At 61.2% G+C, this 17,436-nt stretch carries 14 protein-coding genes; 7 read left to right on the top strand and 7 right to left on the bottom strand.

The genetic code is table 11. The annotated features are described in order from the left end of the window. Positions 1-2 precede the first annotated feature (2 nt). Together ACST81_RS20090 and ACST81_RS20095 are read right to left on the bottom strand one after the other, a co-directional pair. Entirely contained in the window at positions 3-1,145 is a 1,143-nt protein-coding gene (locus ACST81_RS20090; RefSeq protein WP_438753717.1) for an ABC transporter ATP-binding protein, read from the bottom strand. A 201-nt stretch (positions 1,146-1,346) separates the two neighbouring features. Further along, a complete protein-coding gene (locus ACST81_RS20095; RefSeq protein ID WP_438750128.1) occupies positions 1,347-2,441 on the bottom strand; it encodes a polyamine ABC transporter substrate-binding protein in 1,095 nt (364 codons plus the stop codon). Between the two features lie 328 nt (positions 2,442-2,769). On the opposite strand from ACST81_RS20095, the gene ACST81_RS20100 reads away from it, so the two are divergent. Next, positions 2,770-3,723, top strand: coding sequence for a fatty acid desaturase family protein (locus ACST81_RS20100; RefSeq protein WP_438750129.1), 954 nt, complete (start codon positions 2,770-2,772; stop codon positions 3,721-3,723). Here ACST81_RS20100 and ACST81_RS20105 read toward each other — a convergent pair. Beyond that, a complete protein-coding gene (locus ACST81_RS20105) occupies positions 3,717-5,126 on the bottom strand; it encodes a helix-turn-helix domain-containing protein (protein ID WP_438750130.1) in 1,410 nt (469 codons plus the stop codon). The genes ACST81_RS20100 and ACST81_RS20105 overlap by 7 nt on opposite strands. A gap of 230 nt (positions 5,127-5,356) precedes the next feature. On the opposite strand from ACST81_RS20105, the gene aceA reads away from it, so the two are divergent. Beyond that, complete coding sequence (gene aceA / locus ACST81_RS20110; RefSeq protein ID WP_438750131.1) at positions 5,357-6,646, top strand: isocitrate lyase; 1,290 nt, start codon at positions 5,357-5,359, stop codon at positions 6,644-6,646. A gap of 205 nt (positions 6,647-6,851) precedes the next feature. Continuing rightward, positions 6,852-7,103, top strand: a complete 252-nt coding sequence (locus ACST81_RS20115) for an SMc00767 family acetate metabolism repressor (protein ID WP_438750132.1) — start codon at positions 6,852-6,854, stop codon at positions 7,101-7,103. A 107-nt stretch (positions 7,104-7,210) separates the two neighbouring features. Here the strand turns inward: ACST81_RS20115 and ACST81_RS20120 are convergent, their stop codons facing one another. After that, the gene (locus ACST81_RS20120; protein ID WP_438750133.1) at positions 7,211-8,086 is read right to left on the bottom strand and encodes a LysR family transcriptional regulator; all 876 of its coding nucleotides are present in this window, start codon (positions 8,084-8,086) and stop codon (positions 7,211-7,213) included. Between the two features lie 169 nt (positions 8,087-8,255). Between ACST81_RS20120 and ACST81_RS20125 the strand changes: the two genes are divergently transcribed. After that, positions 8,256-8,405 carry a hypothetical protein gene (locus ACST81_RS20125; RefSeq protein WP_438750134.1) on the top strand — a complete coding sequence of 50 codons (150 nt, stop codon included), beginning with the start codon at positions 8,256-8,258 and terminating at the stop codon, positions 8,403-8,405. A gap of 63 nt (positions 8,406-8,468) precedes the next feature. On the opposite strand, the gene ACST81_RS20130 is transcribed toward ACST81_RS20125, so the two are convergent. From ACST81_RS20130 to ACST81_RS20140, 3 genes are all read right to left on the bottom strand, one after another. Next, positions 8,469-11,000 (bottom strand): methyl-accepting chemotaxis protein, encoded by a 2,532-nt coding sequence (locus tag ACST81_RS20130; protein ID WP_438750135.1) that lies wholly within the window; start codon positions 10,998-11,000, stop codon positions 8,469-8,471. A gap of 366 nt (positions 11,001-11,366) precedes the next feature. Further along, entirely contained in the window at positions 11,367-11,522 is a 156-nt protein-coding gene (locus tag ACST81_RS20135; RefSeq protein ID WP_438750136.1) for a hypothetical protein, read from the bottom strand. 225 nt (positions 11,523-11,747) lie between these two features. Continuing rightward, positions 11,748-12,932 (bottom strand): NAD(P)/FAD-dependent oxidoreductase, encoded by a 1,185-nt coding sequence (locus ACST81_RS20140; RefSeq protein WP_438750138.1) that lies wholly within the window; start codon positions 12,930-12,932, stop codon positions 11,748-11,750. 172 nt (positions 12,933-13,104) lie between these two features. Here ACST81_RS20140 and ACST81_RS20145 point away from each other — a divergent pair, with 172 nt between their 5' ends. The 3 genes from ACST81_RS20145 to zwf all read left to right on the top strand — a co-directional run bounded on the left by ACST81_RS20145 (position 13,105) and on the right by zwf (position 17,428). Beyond that, on the top strand, positions 13,105-14,541 hold the full coding sequence (locus ACST81_RS20145) for a glutamine synthetase family protein (RefSeq protein WP_438750139.1): 1,437 nt from the start codon (positions 13,105-13,107) through the stop codon (positions 14,539-14,541). Positions 14,542-14,557: 16 nt separating this feature from the next. Continuing rightward, positions 14,558-15,844 carry an NAD(P)/FAD-dependent oxidoreductase gene (locus tag ACST81_RS20150; protein ID WP_438750140.1) on the top strand — a complete coding sequence of 429 codons (1,287 nt, stop codon included), beginning with the start codon at positions 14,558-14,560 and terminating at the stop codon, positions 15,842-15,844. A 108-nt stretch (positions 15,845-15,952) separates the two neighbouring features. Continuing rightward, a complete protein-coding gene (zwf, locus tag ACST81_RS20155; RefSeq protein WP_438750141.1) occupies positions 15,953-17,428 on the top strand; it encodes a glucose-6-phosphate dehydrogenase in 1,476 nt (491 codons plus the stop codon). The last annotated feature ends 8 nt before the right edge of the window (positions 17,429-17,436 follow it).

Genomic DNA, 17,436 nt, shown 5'->3' on the forward strand with positions numbered 1-17,436 from the left:
CCTCAATCCTTCAGCACGACGCCGGCATTTTCATCGAAGGAAATCCAGACCTCCTGGTCGTAGCCCAGCGGGTCCTCGACAGCGCGCACGGCATTCAGCGACGAGGCCTTGATGACCTTGCCGTCCTTCAGCTTGACATGGAAAACCGTCATGTCGCCGAGATAGCCGATATCCCAGATTTCGCCCTGCGCAGCATTGAGCGGCGCGCAGGCGGGCTGGTCGCGGCTGACCCGGATCTTTTCCGGCCGGATGGCGAGGGCCGCCTTGGCGCCGACGGCCGGGGGTTCGGACGAAGCGACGCGCACCGTGAAGCTGGTTTCCGTGACGATATCGACGGCGCCGTTGGCGGCGGCCGACACAGTGCCATCGAAAATATTCACGTCGCCGATAAAATCAGCGACAAACCGCGAGTTCGGCGCCTCGTAGATTTCCGGCGGTGTCGCGACCTGCACGACCTTGCCATGCGCCATGACGGCGATGCGGTCGGCCATGGTCATCGCCTCTTCCTGGTCGTGGGTGACGACGACGAAGGTGAGGCCGAGTTCCTGCTGCAGATCCATCAGTTCAAACTGGGTTTCCTCGCGCAGCTTCTTGTCGAGCGCGCCAAGCGGCTCATCAAGCAGCAGCACCTTCGGCCGCTTGGCAAGCGACCGGGCGAGCGCCACGCGCTGGCGCTGGCCGCCGGAAAGCTGATGCGGCTTGCGCTTGGCGAACTTGTCGAGCTTGACCAGTTTCAGCATCTGGTCGACGCGCTCGGCGATGTCGGCCTTGGGCATGCCATCCTGCTTCAGGCCGAAGGCAATGTTGTTCTCGACCGTCATGTGCGGAAACAGCGCATAGGACTGGAACATCATGTTGACAGGACGCTTGTAGGGCGGAATGCCGGCAAGGCTCTGGCCGTCGAGGATGATCTCCCCCGAGGTCGGCTGTTCGAAGCCGGCGAGCATGCGCAGAAGCGTGGACTTGCCGCAACCCGAGGCACCGAGCAGCGCGAAGAACTCACGCGGATAGATGTTCAGCGAGAGATCATCGACCGCAACGAAATCGCCGAATTTCTTGGTGACGTTCTTGACCGCGATGTACGGTACGGAATTCGGATCCGCCCATGGGGCAAAGGAACGCCGGATACTGCCAAGTGACTTCATCATCTATCCCCGAATGACATGTCTGGCGGTCGTCTGCCCCGCCCTGCCCTAAAGCACGTCGCGATCCTTCAGATTCGCTTGCCGTGCTTTAGCCCTTTGTTTTTGCGCATGTCTTGATCCCGAAACCGGTGACCACTTTCGGGAGACATGCTGTAAAAGAAAATTGCCCGGATTTTTGAGGTCCGGGCAATTCCTTGAAACTTACTGGCCGGTGACCACCTTGGTCCACATGCGCGTCAGCACGCGCTGCGCTTTTGCATCGAAGGGCGTTGTCGTGAAGAGCTTCTTCATCACGTCTTCCGGCGGATAGATCGCCGTGTCGTCGATCACGTCCTTGCTGATGAACTGTTGGGATGCCTTGTTGCCGTTGGCGTAGAACACGACGTCGCTGGCTTTGGCGATGACTTCCGGCTTCATCAGGTAATTCAGGAATTCATGGGCTTCCGCCACATGCGGCGCATCGGCAGGGACGGCCATCACGTCGAACCACATCTGCGCGCCGGTCGGCGGAATGGAGTAATCGACCGTGACGCCGGCCTTGGCTTCGGCAGCGCGATCCCGCGCCTGGAAGATGTCGCCGGAATAGCCAAGTGCCAGGCAAATATCGCCATTGGCGAGTGCATTGATATATTCCGACGAATGGAACTTGCGGACATAGGGGCGGATCGACGACAGCAGCTCTTCCGCCTTCGCCAGGTCATCCGGCGCATGGCTGTCGGGATTGAGCCCGAGGTAAAGAAGAACGCTCGGCACCACATCCGTCGGCGAGTCGAGGAGATAGATGCCGCAATCCTTGAATTTTGCCGCGACTTCGGGCTTGAACAACACGTCCCAGGTCGGCTTCTCATCCGTCCCGAGGATCTGCTTCGCCTTCTCGACATTGTAGCCGATGCCGGTCGTGCCCCACATGTAGTCGATGGCATATTCGTTGCCCGGATCGTAGGTCGCGACGCGCGTGGTGATCTCGTCCCACATGTTCGACAGGTTCGGCAGCTTCGACTTGTCGAGCTTCTGGAAAACGCCCGCCGCGATCTGCCGCTGCAGGAACGTCGCGGTCGGCACGACGACGTCGTAACCGGTGCCGCCGGCAAGCAGCTTGGTCTCGAGAATCTCGTTGCTGTCGAAGACGTCGTAGACGACCTTGATGCCGGTTTCCTTGGTGAAGTCCTCCAGGATGCTGGCGTCGATATAGTCGGACCAGTTGTAGACGTTGACGACGCGCTCCTGCGCCATGGCAATGGTGGCGGTTCCGCTCAGGATCAGGGCGGCAAAGGCGGTGGCAATCTTTCGCGACATGAAATTCCCCTTTTTTATCGGGCCAGCCCGGACACGCTATCGCCACGCACCCATCAGCCGAACCCGTATGGGTCTGGAAGTTAGGCATGTTTTCCGACAACCACAAGCGCTTTTACGCGCTCTGCGTAGACATCGCGCTGTCCGCGTAAATTTAAGGCTTCTTGTAAAAACCTGAATCTTTTCAGCGGCGGATAAGCTCCTCATCCGTCGCCTGCCGCCGGATTAACCATACAACCAGATCGGTCCCGGCAATCGGCGTTTACGATTGATTAACCCTGTTTTCGATGCGATTTTCACGACTGCGTTTGCGTTTTGGAGAGTGCGTATCATGAGTGCCAAGTCGCCGAGGATCGACCCGCGGGAACTGAAGCGGCTGTCCGTTCTACAGCCCCACAAGACCCTTCTCGCCATCGGCTCCGACTGGGCCATGATTGCCGGCGCGATCGTCTTCAGCAAATACATGCAGCATCCGCTTGCCTATGTCGCCGCGATCCTCGTCATCGCCGGACGGATGCATGCCTTCGGCTGCCTGATGCACGAGGCCGCCCATTACCGTATCATCAAGAACCGCAAGGTGAGCGACGGGATGAGCGATCTGCTGCTCGCCTGGCCGATCATGGCGACCGTCGATGGCTACCGGATGAACCATCTCGCCCATCACCAGCACACCAATACGAACGACGATCCCGACTGGGTCTCCAAGCTGGGCATGGCGCAATTCACCTTCCCGCGAAAGCTCTGGCGCGGCATCGTCCAGCTGCTCGGTTATCTCGTGGCGGTGAATTCCGTGCGCGACATCCTGCATATGGCCAAACGCATCGCCAAGCACGACCGTTCGACGCGCACGTACAAGCTGCTGCGTCTCGGGTTCTATGTCTCGGCCGCCGTCATCTTCTCGGTCTTCGGCCTGTGGACGGACTTCACGCTTTACTGGCTGGTGCCGTTCTTCACCTTCTTCTGCCTGTTCCTCTATGTCCGCAGCGTCGCCGAACATTTCGGCAGCATGGATTATTCCGATGAACTCGGCAGTTCGCGCACAGTCTATCCGCACATGTGGGAAAAGTTGTTCTTCGCGCCCCACAACATCAATTACCACCTGGAGCATCACCTCTATCCCGGTGTGCCCTATTACAACCTGCCCGAACTGCACGCCGTGCTGATGCAAAATCCGACCTATGCCGCACGGGCGCATGTGACGCGCGGCTATACGACGGGGCTCGCCTCCGAATGCTTTGCCCCGCATGCCCCGCTGCTCCCGGCGCATCATCCGGTCAGCTACTGAAAATCGAAGGCGCTGAGCCCGGTCACCATTTCGTCCAGCCCAAGCGGGCGGGTGACCGGCGGTTCAGCCCGCGCCAGACAACCCTGCCGCTCGCAGAGACGACAGGCCGTGCCGGCGGCGACGGTGACGACAGGCGTTTCGCCATAGACCGTCTCTCCGGCATGGGCGAGATCGCAGCCGAGGAGCACGGCCGTTCGGCGCACACGCTCCTGAAAACCGGCGCGTGGACCTTCGACCGTGCGGGCGATCGTCAGGAACTCACCGCCCCCCAAGATGTCGGCCCGCTCGACCAGAACCTGCCCCGCCTGCGAGAAGGCCGCATGGATCGGCAGCTTCGGACAGTTGCCGCCGAACCGCGCCTGCGGAAACCCTTGCGCGCCGGACCGGCGCAGGTGATGGCCGGCGTGATCGATCTCCATCAGGAAGAACGGTACCCCCATGGCACCGGGTCGCTGGAGCGTCACCAGTCGGCTTGCCGCCTGCTCGAAGGACACCTGGAACCGGGCGCTGAGCACATCGACATCATATTTCGCCCGCTGCGCCGCCGACAGGAACGCACTGTAAGGCATCATGATCGCATGGGCGGCGTAACGCGCGAGCTCGAAGCGACCGATCCGATGGGCTTCACCTGTCGAAAACGCCAGTTGGTCCAGATCCGCCCCGATCGCATCCGCAAAGGCGATCTGCGCTGCTTCCATGGCGATCTCCCGCAGCTGGTCCTGGGCCGACAGTCGCTCCGACAGAAACAGCCGCATCGAATGGCGATCGAAGCGGCGGCGCAGATCAGGCATGACGTGGACCGGCAGGGCACGAACGCTCAACCCGTGCTCCTTCCGCAGCCAACCTTTCAGGGCACCGGTGAGATCGTCGCCGGGTGCAAGCCGCGCGTGAAACGCTTCCGCCGCCTCGTCGATGCGGGCAAAATAACACGGCCGGTTCTCGAAGATGTCGCGCACCTCATCCATCGGCAAGCGCGCTTCCGAGAGCGCCGCCATATGCCCCTGATCGGCAAGCAGACCACTCAGGTCCTTCAGCCTTGACGACTGCTCCTTATAGGCACGGTACAGCTTGAGGATGCCGGTGGCGACATTCGGCGCGGCCTCGGCCACCTCGATCAGTTCCTGATCGCCCGGCAGTTCGCCTGAGAGGAGCGGATCGGCGAACATTTCGCGCAATTGGGAAATGCTGCCGGAGGCTTCCCCCTGCAGCTCATCCAGATCGACCCTGTAGACCGAGGCGAGCTTCAGGAGCAGCTGAACGGTCAACGGCCGCTGGTTGCGTTCGATCAGGTTGAGATAGGACGGCGAGATGCCGAGCGCTTCGGCCATGGCCGTCTGCGTCAGCGACAATCCATTGCGGATGCGCCGCACACGCGCGCCGGCGAAAATCTTGTTTTCAGCCATTTGTCACACCCTTTACATGCCATTCGTCAAAATCAAGATTTACATGTTTTACAAAATTACAAAAGCAGTTTGTAAAACACAAGACATCGTAACCCTTTTCAGATCACCGATCTTCCGTTTTCTCTGGCCGTTATGTGCACTGCACTGTAAAAAAAGTCACATGACATTTCGGCTGACGGCCACGGACTAGACGAAAGTCTCAAGCGGTCAACATTTCAGGAGGATGGACTATGACTGATTTTTACAATCTTGTTCCGAATGCACCGCTGGGCCGCTTCGACGGCATCGAACGGCCGTACACGGCAGAGGACGTCAAGCGGCTGCGTGGCTCGGTCCAAATCAGCCATACGCTCGCGGAACGCGGCGCCAATCGCCTCTGGCAGTTGATCCAGGAAGAGGATTTCGTCAATGCGCTGGGCGCCATGACCGGCAACCAGGCCATGCAGCAGGTTCGCGCCGGGCTGAAGGCGATCTATCTCTCCGGCTGGCAGGTCGCCGCCGACAGCAACACCGCCTCGTCCATGTATCCGGACCAGTCGCTCTACCCGGCCAATGCCGCACCGGAGCTTGCCCGCCGCATCAACAGGACGCTCCAGCGCGCCGACCAGATCGAGACCTCCGAGGGCAAGGGCCTTTCGGTCGACACCTGGTTCGCCCCGATCGTCGCCGATGCGGAGGCCGGTTTCGGTGGACCGCTCAACGCCTTCGAAATCATGAAGGCCTTCATCGAGGCGGGCGCCGCCGGCGTCCACTATGAGGACCAACTGGCCTCGGAAAAGAAGTGCGGCCATCTCGGCGGCAAGGTCTTGATCCCGACGGCGGCCCATATCCGCAATCTCGATGCCGCCCGCCTGGCAGCCGACGTCATGGGCACGCCGACACTGGTCATCGCCCGCACCGACGCCGAAGCCGCCAAGCTCCTGACCTCCGACATCGACGAGCGCGACCAGCCCTTCGTCGATTACGACGCGGGCCGCACTGCGGAAGGCTTCTATCACGTCAAGAATGGCATCGAACCCTGCATCGCCCGCGCTATTGCCTATGCGCAGCATTGCGACCTGATCTGGATGGAAACCGGCAAGCCGGATCTCGAACAGGCCCGCAAGTTCGCCGAGGCCGTGCACAAGGTCCATCCGGGCAAGAAGCTGGCCTATAATTGCTCGCCGTCGTTCAACTGGAAGAAGAACCTCGACGATGCGACGATCGCCAAATTCCAACGCGAGCTGGGCGCCATGGGCTACAAGTTCCAGTTCATCACGCTCGCCGGCTTCCACCAGCTGAACTTCGGCATGTTCGAATTGGCCCGCGGCTACAAGGACCGGCAGATGGCCGCCTATTCCGAGCTGCAGGAAGCGGAATTCGCAGCAGAGATCAACGGCTACACCGCAACCAAGCACCAGCGCGAAGTCGGCACCGGCTATTTTGATGCGGTCTCGATGGCGATCACCGGTGGCAAATCGTCGACGACGGCCATGCATGAATCGACCGAACACGAACAGTTCCGCCCGGCGGCGGAGTAAGAAAACGCCCCTCCCCAACCCCTCCCCACAAGGGGGAGGGGCTTAACCCGGCAGCACCCGGTCCATTCCAACGAAGCTCGGACACGGAGCTGGCGATTGGACAGGGAAGGTGCCGCAAATAACTCCCTCCCCCTTGTGGGGAGGGTTGGGGAGGGGTCTTAAAATGTCACATTCAACAACCCCCAGTGAAAAGAGGAGAAATGCGATGACCGTCCAGACCCCCATCAAAACCCACGTCAAGGAACGTGCCGAAGAGCAGGCTTCTGCCATGACATCCGAGCAGCAGGCGATGATCCGCATGGTCGCCAACGACCTGCATCGGCTCAACCAGGCGGTCATGAAGGCGGTGGACGCCGGCGTTTCCGTCGAACTCGTCCGCTCGGCCCGGCATCATGGCGGCGAGGGCAACTGGGGGGATCTGCTGATCCCGGTCATCGTCACCCAAGGGCGTGGCTGAAAGCAGAGCAGCGGCACCGAGGCCGGCGGATCAGATTCCGCCGGCATTTCTATTCGGCCTCAACCTTTGAAATCCAATGCGGCAATCTCCTCATGCTTTACGGCCTATCAGACAGTCCGGCTCGGCCGCTTGCCGGCGATGAGATCGGCATGGCTTTTCAGGAGCCGGAACAGCCGGTCGGATACGGTGCGGATTTCGCGGCGATGGCGATCCTCGCTGTTGGTGACGATCCACTGGGCATGGCGCAGCGGCTTCAGATCGTCGCCCGCCCGCTCCAGCCCCGGATCAAGATCACCGACGAAGCACGGCAGTACCGCCTGCCCTGCCCCAGCGCGCGCCAGATCGAGCAGCGAGCGCGGGCGGCTGACGATGACGGCGATCGATGCCCCGGCATTCTCGTGCGGCCAGCGCAGATAGGGCGAGACGGCGTCCTCTTCCGACACCGAAATCCATGACGTGGCAAGCCCGTCCGGCGCATTCCTCTGGCGGTAGGCGGCATAGGCAACCTCGCCGGCAAGGCGGCGGGTCAGGCTGGGCTCATCGGGCACGACGGCCCGGATGCCGATATCATGCTCGCGGTGGGCCAGTGTCGCCCGCCGTTCGGAGACGGACATGTCGAGCCGGAAGCCGTCCCGGTCGCTGCGGATCGCCTGGATGTTCTCGCAGATCAGCCAAGTTCCCCAGGTGCCGGCCATCAGCCGCACCACCGAGGTCCCATGCGCCTCCTGGCGCCAGCCATCGACCTTGCGGACCACGGCGTCCATCGCCTGAATCTGTTCGAACAGGGCCTGTCCGTCGGCGGTCAGCCGGTAGCCGGTCTGGCTGCGCTGGAACAATTGCCGGCCGACATTCTGCTCGAGATCGAGCACGCGCCGACCCACCGTCGCCGGACTGAGGCCGCTCGCCTGACTGGCGCCGGTCAGCCCGCCATGACGGGCGACCGCGAGAAATATCTGGTAGGCATCCCAACTTATGTTTTTCATGATTGAAAGACATAAGCCATTTTCTTCCATTTATAAATCTATTTTTGAATCATAGGTTGAGTGCGTAGACGAAGCGCGGCCAAGACCGCCTCCCAACCCACAGAGACCAGGAGCCGTCAGGCGGGAGATCGATTCCCGCATCGGTTTCTCGTTGCCAGAGGAGACCACTATGCCGGAAATGATGGGCGTTGCCCTGATGATAGACATGCTGGCGAAGACCAAGCGCAAGACATATGAATTCGACGACCTGAAGCGCCGCAACAGGCTCGCGGATCGTCTGACCGCCGCCGCGAGGCGGCTGCGCCAGCGCTGGATGTAATATCCTCAAACGACAAGACCCGGCGCGAGCCGGGCCTTTGCACGTTCAACGATGGCTTCGCCGTCAGGCGGCGCGGCCGACCTGCCTGCTGCCGCCACTGACCGGCTCCAGGCGGAACTGCTCGACCAGCATCATCAGCGTGTCGGCCTGGTTGGCCAGTTCGCGGCTGGCATTGGTTGCCTGATCGACCATGATGGCGTTCTGCTGGGTCATCTGGTCCATCTGGTTGACGGAGCCGTTGACCTCGTTCAGCGCCGCCGCCTGGTCGCGGCTCGCAGTGGCGATCATTTCCACATGGCTGCTGACCGAGACGATCTGGGTGCTGATCGAGGCGAGCACCGCGCCGGTCTCCTGGACCAGTTGCGAACCGGAATTCACCTCGCTGGTGGACTTGTTGATCAGGTCCTTGATCTCACGGGCGGCACCGGCGGAGCGCTGCGCCAGTTCGCGCACTTCCTGGGCGACGACGGCAAAGCCCTTGCCTGCATCACCGGCACGCGCCGCCTCGATACCGGCATTGAGCGCAAGCAGGTTGGTCTGGAAGGCGATCTCGTCGATGACCTCGATGATCTGCTCGATCTGGCGGGACGCATCCTCGATCCGGCCCATGGCCGCGATCGCGTTCGACACCACGACCGCCGAGCTGTCGGCGCTCTTCTTGGTATGGGTGACGGCGACATTGGCTTCGTGCGCACGCTCGGCCGACGACCGGACGGTGACGGTGATTTGGTCGACGGCGGCGGCGGTTTCTTCCAGCGATGCGGCCTGTGCCTCAGTGCGCTTGGAGAGCGAGTCTGCCGAGGCATGCATGTCGTTGCCGCTGCGCTGGATGGACAGCGCGTTGTTGCGGATCTGCAGCAACGTATCCTGCAGGCGGATCAGCGAACCGTTGAAGTCCATGCGCAACTGTTCAAGACGGCCCGTGAATGGCGTGTCGATCTGCTCGGACAGGTCGCCTCGGGCCAGGCGACCGAGACCGGCGGCGAGCTGGCTGACGGCGAAATCGATCTGGCTGTCGAGAGCCCGCTTTTCGGCGTCGTTGCGCGTCCTTTCGGCATCCGCTTGGGCGCGCTGCTCTTCGCTTTCCGCCTCGATGCGGACCTTGGAAAGCGCATTCTCCTTGAAGACGCCAAGCGCACGGGCCATGTCGCCGATTTCGTCGCGGCGGGCACCGCCGTCGATCGACGTGTCGAGCGCACCATCGGCAAGGCGACGCATGGCGGCGGTGATCTGGCCGATCGGACCTTTCAGCGTCAGCACCAGCGCACCGCCGGCCAGAAGCGCGATCAGGATGCCGGAGACGGTGGCGAAGACGGAAACCTGGTTTGCCTTGTCACGCTCGACCGATGCCGTGGTCTTCTGGCCTTCGGCAAAGGCGGTCAACTGGCCCCAGATATTGTCGATCTCGGCAGCGGCGGCGGCAAATTCGGCTTCGCGCTTCTTGCTGATATCGACCAGCGTGAGGCTGTCGGCATCCATTTTCTCGATGACCGGCTTCAGCGAACCAACGAGATCGGAGAAGAACTTCAGGTCGCCGGCGGTCTGGGCTAGGCTCTGCACGTCCTGCCCCATGATGGAAAACTCGCGTGTCAGGCGCTTGCGGCCAGCCTCGTCGGATTTTTCAAGGAAGCTCGCGGCGGCGATGCGGATGGAATAGACGGAGTTCACCAGCTTGCGGGTGTCGGTCAGAACCGTGCCGGCCTTGACCAGCGGCGCGTCGAGCTTGCCGAAGGTCGCGGTCGCATCCTTCATCTTCACCGTCGCCGCGGTTTGGAACTGGATGCTGTTCTGGCGGAACCGGGCAACGAGACGGCCGATTGCGGTGGCGTTTTCTTCGGTAACGCCGCCGGTATCGATCAGGCCCTTGATCTCGGCGAGCGTCTTCTTGAAGGTTTCGGCAACCGCCTTCTGGTTGGCCGGCAGTGCGGAGGTGATCTTGCGCTGAACCTTGGTCAGGTCGCCATAGGAATCGGCCACCAGCTTGATCTTGGCTCCCGGCGTCGCGGCCTTGGCAAAGGCGGACATGAAGGCCACAAGCGTGTCGCTGGACGAGGTCAGGCGATCGGCTTCACGCAGGATCGACTTTGCAGCCTCTTCGTCCTTGCGGACGACGCGCTCCATTTTGGTGGCTTCTTCCAGAACCTTCATCTGCTCGCCGAGCAGGCTGCCGAGGCTATCGGAAATGGATTTGCGCAGGGCGACTTCCTGCTCATAAAGCGTCCAGAGCTGACCGACCCGGTCGCCGATCTTGGTCGAGCCGTCGACGGCGACCTGCAGCTGCTGGCGGCCTTCCGCGTCGTTGACCTGCGCCAGCGTATCCGCCAGCACACCCTGCTGGGCTTCCAGCTTGCCGAGCACGGCCTGACGGGTGTCTTCCGATGTGTTCTGCAGGAAGCTGTTCATGCCCGCATAGACATCCTTGAAGCCGCTCAGCGACTGCAGGACGCTGTTGGAGATCTCCATCCGGCCCTGCAGCAATCCGGACGCATAGAGCCCGGTGATACCGACGGCACAAATGCTGACGACGAAGGGCATGATGAACAACAGCACCTTCGTCTGGATTTTGAAGCGGGCAAGAATCTTGTCGATGAACATGGACGCACCTTGGCTCGCAGCCTGCCTCGGCCCCTCCAAACCTTTTCAGGCTTCCCCGGCACGCAAACAAGCTGATGATTTTAATCGAAAACCATGCGGCGCATCGCCGCCAGCCTGCCAGGCATTCATTGCATGACCCGCCACTTCCCCGAGGCAGATCACGGCAGACTCCGTTGGGGACGTATTCTTCAACGTGAACGATTAAGATTTAAATAAATGCGACCTAAATCGTTTCAGGCGCGCCGCAGAAAAACTGCCCCCGTGAAACCGGGCGTCAACTGGCCACCACATGACAGCGCCTCAATCAGGCTGCGCGGAAAGCCAGCCTGATCCAGGCCTACAAACGAAGACTCGGAGAGCTCGGCTTTAAAAGGACAGAAAGCTCGGAAGCGCCGCGAGGGCAGCAAGAGCAAAGGTCGCGATCACGGATACGCGGACCAGAAGAGCTTTTCGCGTGCGGCTTTCATCGCTTTTTGCGATGGCAATGGCGCGGGCTGTGGAACGGCTGCGTGACTGGTTCATGGCATCATGTCCTTTCGACCAAAGCAACAATAGACCCGGATGATCCGGACCGCCAGCCCACATCATGTTGCGACGGCATGGATAAGGGAAAAAATGTCACTTTTCTGAAACAAATCACGAAAAGCGCACCTTCGCCGCCCCCATGAACCGGTTGTGCCAGCTTGGGAAACAGGTTCCGACAGATGTCTTAAGATTGGTTGAAGACCGGCTGATCCCCGAAGATAGCTAAGCCGCCTGGCCCGCGGAAAAGCCCGAAGCCCAGGCCCACTGGAAATTATAACCGCCAAGCCAGCCGGTGACATCGACGCATTCGCCGATGAAATAGAGGCCTGGGACATCGCGAGCCTGCATGGTGCGGGAATCCAGCGCCCTGGTATCGACACCACCCAGCGTGACCTCGGCGGTGCGGTACCCTTCCGAGCCGGCCGGCGTGATCGCCCAATCCTTGAGGCGAAGACAGAAGGCGTCGATGACCTTGTCGGAGAGATCGGCGAGCGTGCGGTTGCTCAGCCCCGCCGTCTCGGCGAAGAATTGCGCCAGCCGCTTCGGCAGGAGTTCGGAAAGCGCGGTCTGCAGCGCCTGCCGGCCGTTGTCCCGGCGCGCGGCCTTGAGTGACGCGACGATATCGACGCCGGGCAACAGCCCGATGCGGATATCTCCGCCCTCGCGCCAATAGGAGGATATCTGCAGGATGGCCGGGCCGCTGAGCCCTCGGTGGGTGATGAGCAGCGCCTCCTCGAAGGCCGTCTTGCCGAAGCGGACCTGCGCATCGACGGCGACGCCGGCAAGCGCGCTTAAGGTTTCGAGTTGCGCCGGATCGAGCGTCAGTGGCACCAGCGCCGGGCGGGTTTCGATCAACGGCAGGCCGAACTGCTCGGCGATCCTGTAGGCAAGCCCTGTCGCGCCCATCTTCGGGATCGACTTGCCGCCTGTCGCCACAATCAGCGAGGCGGCATCGATCGCACCATCGCCCGTTGCCACCCGAAAGCCGGACGCGGTCTTTTCGACCGACCGGATCTCGGCGCCCAGACGCAGGACGGCGCGGGCATCCTTCATCTCGGTCAGCAGCATGCGGATAATGTCCTTGGCGCTGTCGTCGCAGAACAATTGGCCCAACGTCTTTTCATGCCAGGCGATCCCGTGACGATCGACCATGCCGATGAAATCGTGCGGCGTGTAACGCGCCAATGCCGACTTGCAGAAATGCGGGTTGGCGGACAGGAAGTTCTTCGGGCCTGCATGGATATTGGTAAAATTGCAGCGACCGCCGCCCGAAATGCGAATCTTCTCGCCCGGCGCCTTGGCATGATCGAGCACGACGGCGCGGCGTCCGCGCTTGCCGGCTTCGATGGCCGCCATCATGCCGGCAGCCCCTGCCCCGAGTATCACCACGTCGAATTGTTCAGCCAAGATATCCGTTCCTGTTCAGCTTCCTTTCGAAGGCGGACATTCGAAAGTCAATCACATCCCGTGCACGGGATTGCAAATACTGCCGATAGGGCGCGCAAAGTCCCGGTTTTGACCCTAGCCAATTGCCAAACTCTGTCTATGATGCCCCATCCGAACCCAAAACCGGTGATTTATGCCTGTCAGAAGAAATGCTGCCCAACCGACTGCAAGGACCGTCAAAAGCACTAAAATACCCGCCGCACTGCAATCTCCACGAGGAGTGAAGACCTGGAAGGAAGCCGCCGACTGGCTGAAAATCCGTGGCATCGAAGACATCGAATGTATCACACCCGACATCGCCGGCGTCCCGCGCGGCAAGATGATGCCCTCTTCGAAATTCACCTCCAACACCTCGCTGGCGCTGCCCTCGGCCATCTACCGCCACACGATTTCAGGCGAATATCCGGAAGAAACCGGCGATTTCCGTTATGACAGCCGCGACAGCGACATCAAGCTGGTGCCCGATCTCTCCACCCTTTCGGTCGTTCCCTGGGAAAGCGATCCGACGGCGCAGGTCATTTGCGACATCGCCGGCTCCCAAGGGGAAAACGTGCCCTATACGCCCCGCAACGTCCTGAAGAACGTTCTCGAACTTTACCGCCAAAGGGGTTGGAAGCCGGTCGTCGCCCCGGAAATCGAATTCTATCTGGTCGCCAAGAACGAAGACCCGGATTATCCGCTGCATCCGCCGAAAGGCCGTTCCGGCCGCGCCATCCAGGGCGGTCAGGGCTATTCGATCGCCGGCGTCAACGAATTCGACGAACTGATCGACGACATCTACCATTTCTCCGAAAAGCAGGGCCTGGAGATCGACACGCTGATCCATGAGGAAGGACCGGCGCAACTCGAAATCAACCTTCGCCATGGCGATCCGATCGAGCTTGCCGATCAGGTGTTCCTGTTCAAGCGCACCATCCGCGAAGCGGCGCTGAAGCATGGCATCTATGCCACCTTCATGGCCAAGCCGATGCAGGGCCAAGCGGGTTCCGCCATGCACATCCATCAGTCGATCGTCGAGATCAATACCGGGCGCAACCTGTTTTCCAATGCCGACGGAACAGCGTCGAAGGAGTTCTTCGCCTTCATCGGCGGCATGCAGAAATACGTGCCGAAGACCCTGTCGATGATGGCGCCCTACGTCAATTCCTACCGGCGCCTGACGCCCGATATGTCCGCCCCGGTCAACAATGCCTGGGGTTACGACAATCGGACGACGGCGTTCCGCGTGCCCGTTTCCGATTCTGCGGCGCGCCGGGTGGAAAATCGCCTGCCGAGTTCCGACGCCAATCCCTATCTGGCGCTCGCGGCTTCGCTCGGCTGCGGTTATCTCGGCATCGTCCAGGGGCTTGAGCCATCGGCGCCGGCGGAGGATACGGCCAATGGCGGAACGATCGACCTGCCGCGCGGCCTGCTCGAAGCCATTTCGCTGCTCGAATCGGAACCCTCGCTCGCCGAAATCTTCAGCCCTGAATTCATCGCCATCTACGGCGGCGTGAAGCGCGGCGAATTCGAAACCTTCATGCAGGTGATCAGCCCCTGGGAACGCGAATACCTGCTTCTCAATGTCTGACAGGAAAGGCGTGGCCATGCCTTGGCAAAGCCCGATCTCGCCCGGTTACTCCTGGTATGAAGCCAATGCGCCGGAAAGGCCGGAATACCCGGCTCTTCCCGGCTCGGTCGAGACCGATGTCGCCATCGTCGGCGGTGGCTTCACCGGCCTCCAGGCCGCCTATAACCTGGCGTCGAAGGGCGTGCGGGTGACGCTGATCGACGCCTGTCGTTTCGGCGACGGCGCATCCGGCCGCAATGGCGGCCAACTCGGCACCGGCCAGCGCTGGTCGCCGGAGGAACTTGAGGGCTCGCTCGGTTTCGAGCGTTCGAAAGCGTTGTTCGATCTGGCCGAGGATGCGAAGAAATATCTTCTCGACTTTTCCGAAAGCCACGGCATCGACATCGAGTTCGTGCCGGGACAGCTCAATGTCTGCCACAAGAAGAGCCACGAGAAGGACTATCGCAAAAGCGTCGAGATCGCCGCTTCGCGATATGGCTATACGCACCAGAGTTTCATGGACCGGGACGAGACCGTGTCGCGGTTGGGTTCGATGCGCTACCTGTTCGGCATCCGCGATATCGGCACCGGCCATATCCAGCCGATGAAACTGCTGGTCGGGCTGGCACGGCAGGCGGCCTTGGCCGGGGCGGCGCTGCACGAGCAGACCAAGGCACTCAAGATCACCCAGGCCGGCGGCAAGGTCAGCATCGAGACTGACAAGGGAACGATCCGGGCCGACCGGGCGCTGATCGCCTGCAACGGTTATATCGGCAATCTCGAACCGGTCACCGCGCGCCATGTCATGCCGATTCGCTCCTTCATCGGCGCGACACGCGTGCTGACCAATTTTCCGGACGTTTTGCCGGGCGGTGAGGCTGTCGCCGATTCGCGTTTCGTCGTGCGCTATTTCCGCAAATCGCAGGACGGACGGCTGTTGTTCGGCGGCCGCGAGGCCTATACGGCCGACAATCCGCGCGAGATTACCGCCCATATCCGCCGGCAGATCAGCGAGATCTATCCGTCGCTTGCCGATATCGAGATGACCCATGCCTGGGGCGGCTCGGTCGGCATCACCCTGCCCCGCCAGCCCTTCGTGCGCGAAGTGATGCCGGGCGTGACCTCGATTGGCGGTTATTCCGGCCATGGCGTCATGCTGTCAAACTACTGTGGCAAGCTCTACGCCGACCTCGTCACCGGAAACCGATCTGACCTCGATCTTTTCAAAGAGCTGGACATACCGGCATTCCCCGGAGGCACGCGGTTCCGTTCCGTGCTTTTGTTCCTCGCGCTCAGCTGGTATGCCCTGCGCGACAAGTTCTAAAAGCGACCTCCGGATGCGGCATTTTTGCATTTTGTTGCGACGCACCCTTTCGCTTTTAAATCGATTAGATTATACACTCCTCAGACTAGAACGAGATCGAGATTTCTCATGAGCAGCCAGATCATCCCTGTGGAACCCTTTGACTATGTGGTTTTCGGAGGCACCGGCGACCTTGCCGAACGCAAATTGCTTCCCGCCCTCTATCATCGCCAGCTCGATGGTCAATTGAGCGACCCGACCCGCATCATCGGCGCATCGCGCAGTGCGCTGAGCCACGAGGAATACCGCAAGTTCGCCACCGACGCGCTCAAGGAACACCTGAAGAAGGGTGAATATGACGAGGCGCAGGTCAAGATCTTCACCGATCGCCTGTTCTATATTTCCGTCGATGCCAAGTCGGACAACGGTTGGGACAAGCTGAAGGCCATCCTCGACGAAGGCAAGGAGCGCGTGCGCGCCTTCTACCTCGCCGTCGCGCCGGGCATCTTCGGCGATATTTCGGAGAAGATTCGCGACCACAAGCTGATCACCAAGACGACCCGTATCGTCGTCGAAAAGCCGATCGGCCGCGACTTGGCCTCCGCGCTCGACCTCAACGACACGATCGGACGGGTGTTCAAGGAAGAGCAGATTTTCCGTATCGACCACTATCTCGGCAAGGAAACCGTGCAGAACCTGATGGCGCTGCGCTTTGCCAATGCCCTCTACGAGCCGCTCTGGAACTCGTCCTATATCGACCACGTGCAGATCACCGTCGCCGAATCCGTCGGCCTGGAAAGCCGCGCGGGCTACTATGACAAGGCCGGCGCGCTGCGTGACATGGTGCAGAACCACATCCTCCAGTTGCTCTGCCTCGTCGCCATGGAAGTGCCGCCGTCGATGAACGCGGAGGCTGTGCGCGACGAAAAGCTGAAGGTGCTGCGTGCGCTCAAGCCCATCACCCCCGGCAATGTCGAGAAGATGACGGTTCGCGGCCAGTACAAGGCCGGCGCTTCCGCCGGCGGCGCGGTCAAGGGCTATCTCGAAGAACTGGAAGGCGGCGTTTCCAACACGGAAACCTTCGTTGCCATCAAGGCCGAGGTCAACAACTGGCGCTGGGCCGGCGTGCCCTTCTACATCCGCACCGGCAAGCGCATGGCCGGCCGCATGTCGGAAATCGTCATCACCTTCAAGCCGATCCCGCATTCGATCTTCGACGAAGCCGCCGGCCGCATCGAGGCCAATCAGCTGATCATCCGCCTGCAGCCGGACGAAGGCGTCAAGCAGTCGCTGATGATCAAGGATCCGGGTCCGGGCGGCATGCGCCTGCGCAATGTTTCGCTCGACATGACCTTTGCCGAAGCCTTCAACGCCCGCAGCGCCGACGCCTATGAGCGCTTGTTGCTCGACGTGGTGCGCAACAACCAGACGCTGTTCATGCGCCGCGACGAAGTCGAGGCCGCGTGGAAGTGGGTCGATCCGATCCTGAAATCCTGGGAAGCCGTCAACCAGCAGGTTCAGGCCTATACGGCCGGCACCTGGGGGCCGAGCCAGGCCATCGCACTGATCGAACGCGACGGCCGTACTTGGCATGAAGTGATCTGAGGACAAAC

Origin of the sequence: Pararhizobium sp. O133 (assembly GCF_051669845.1) — a bacterium.
Lineage (GTDB): Bacteria > Pseudomonadota > Alphaproteobacteria > Rhizobiales > Rhizobiaceae > Pararhizobium.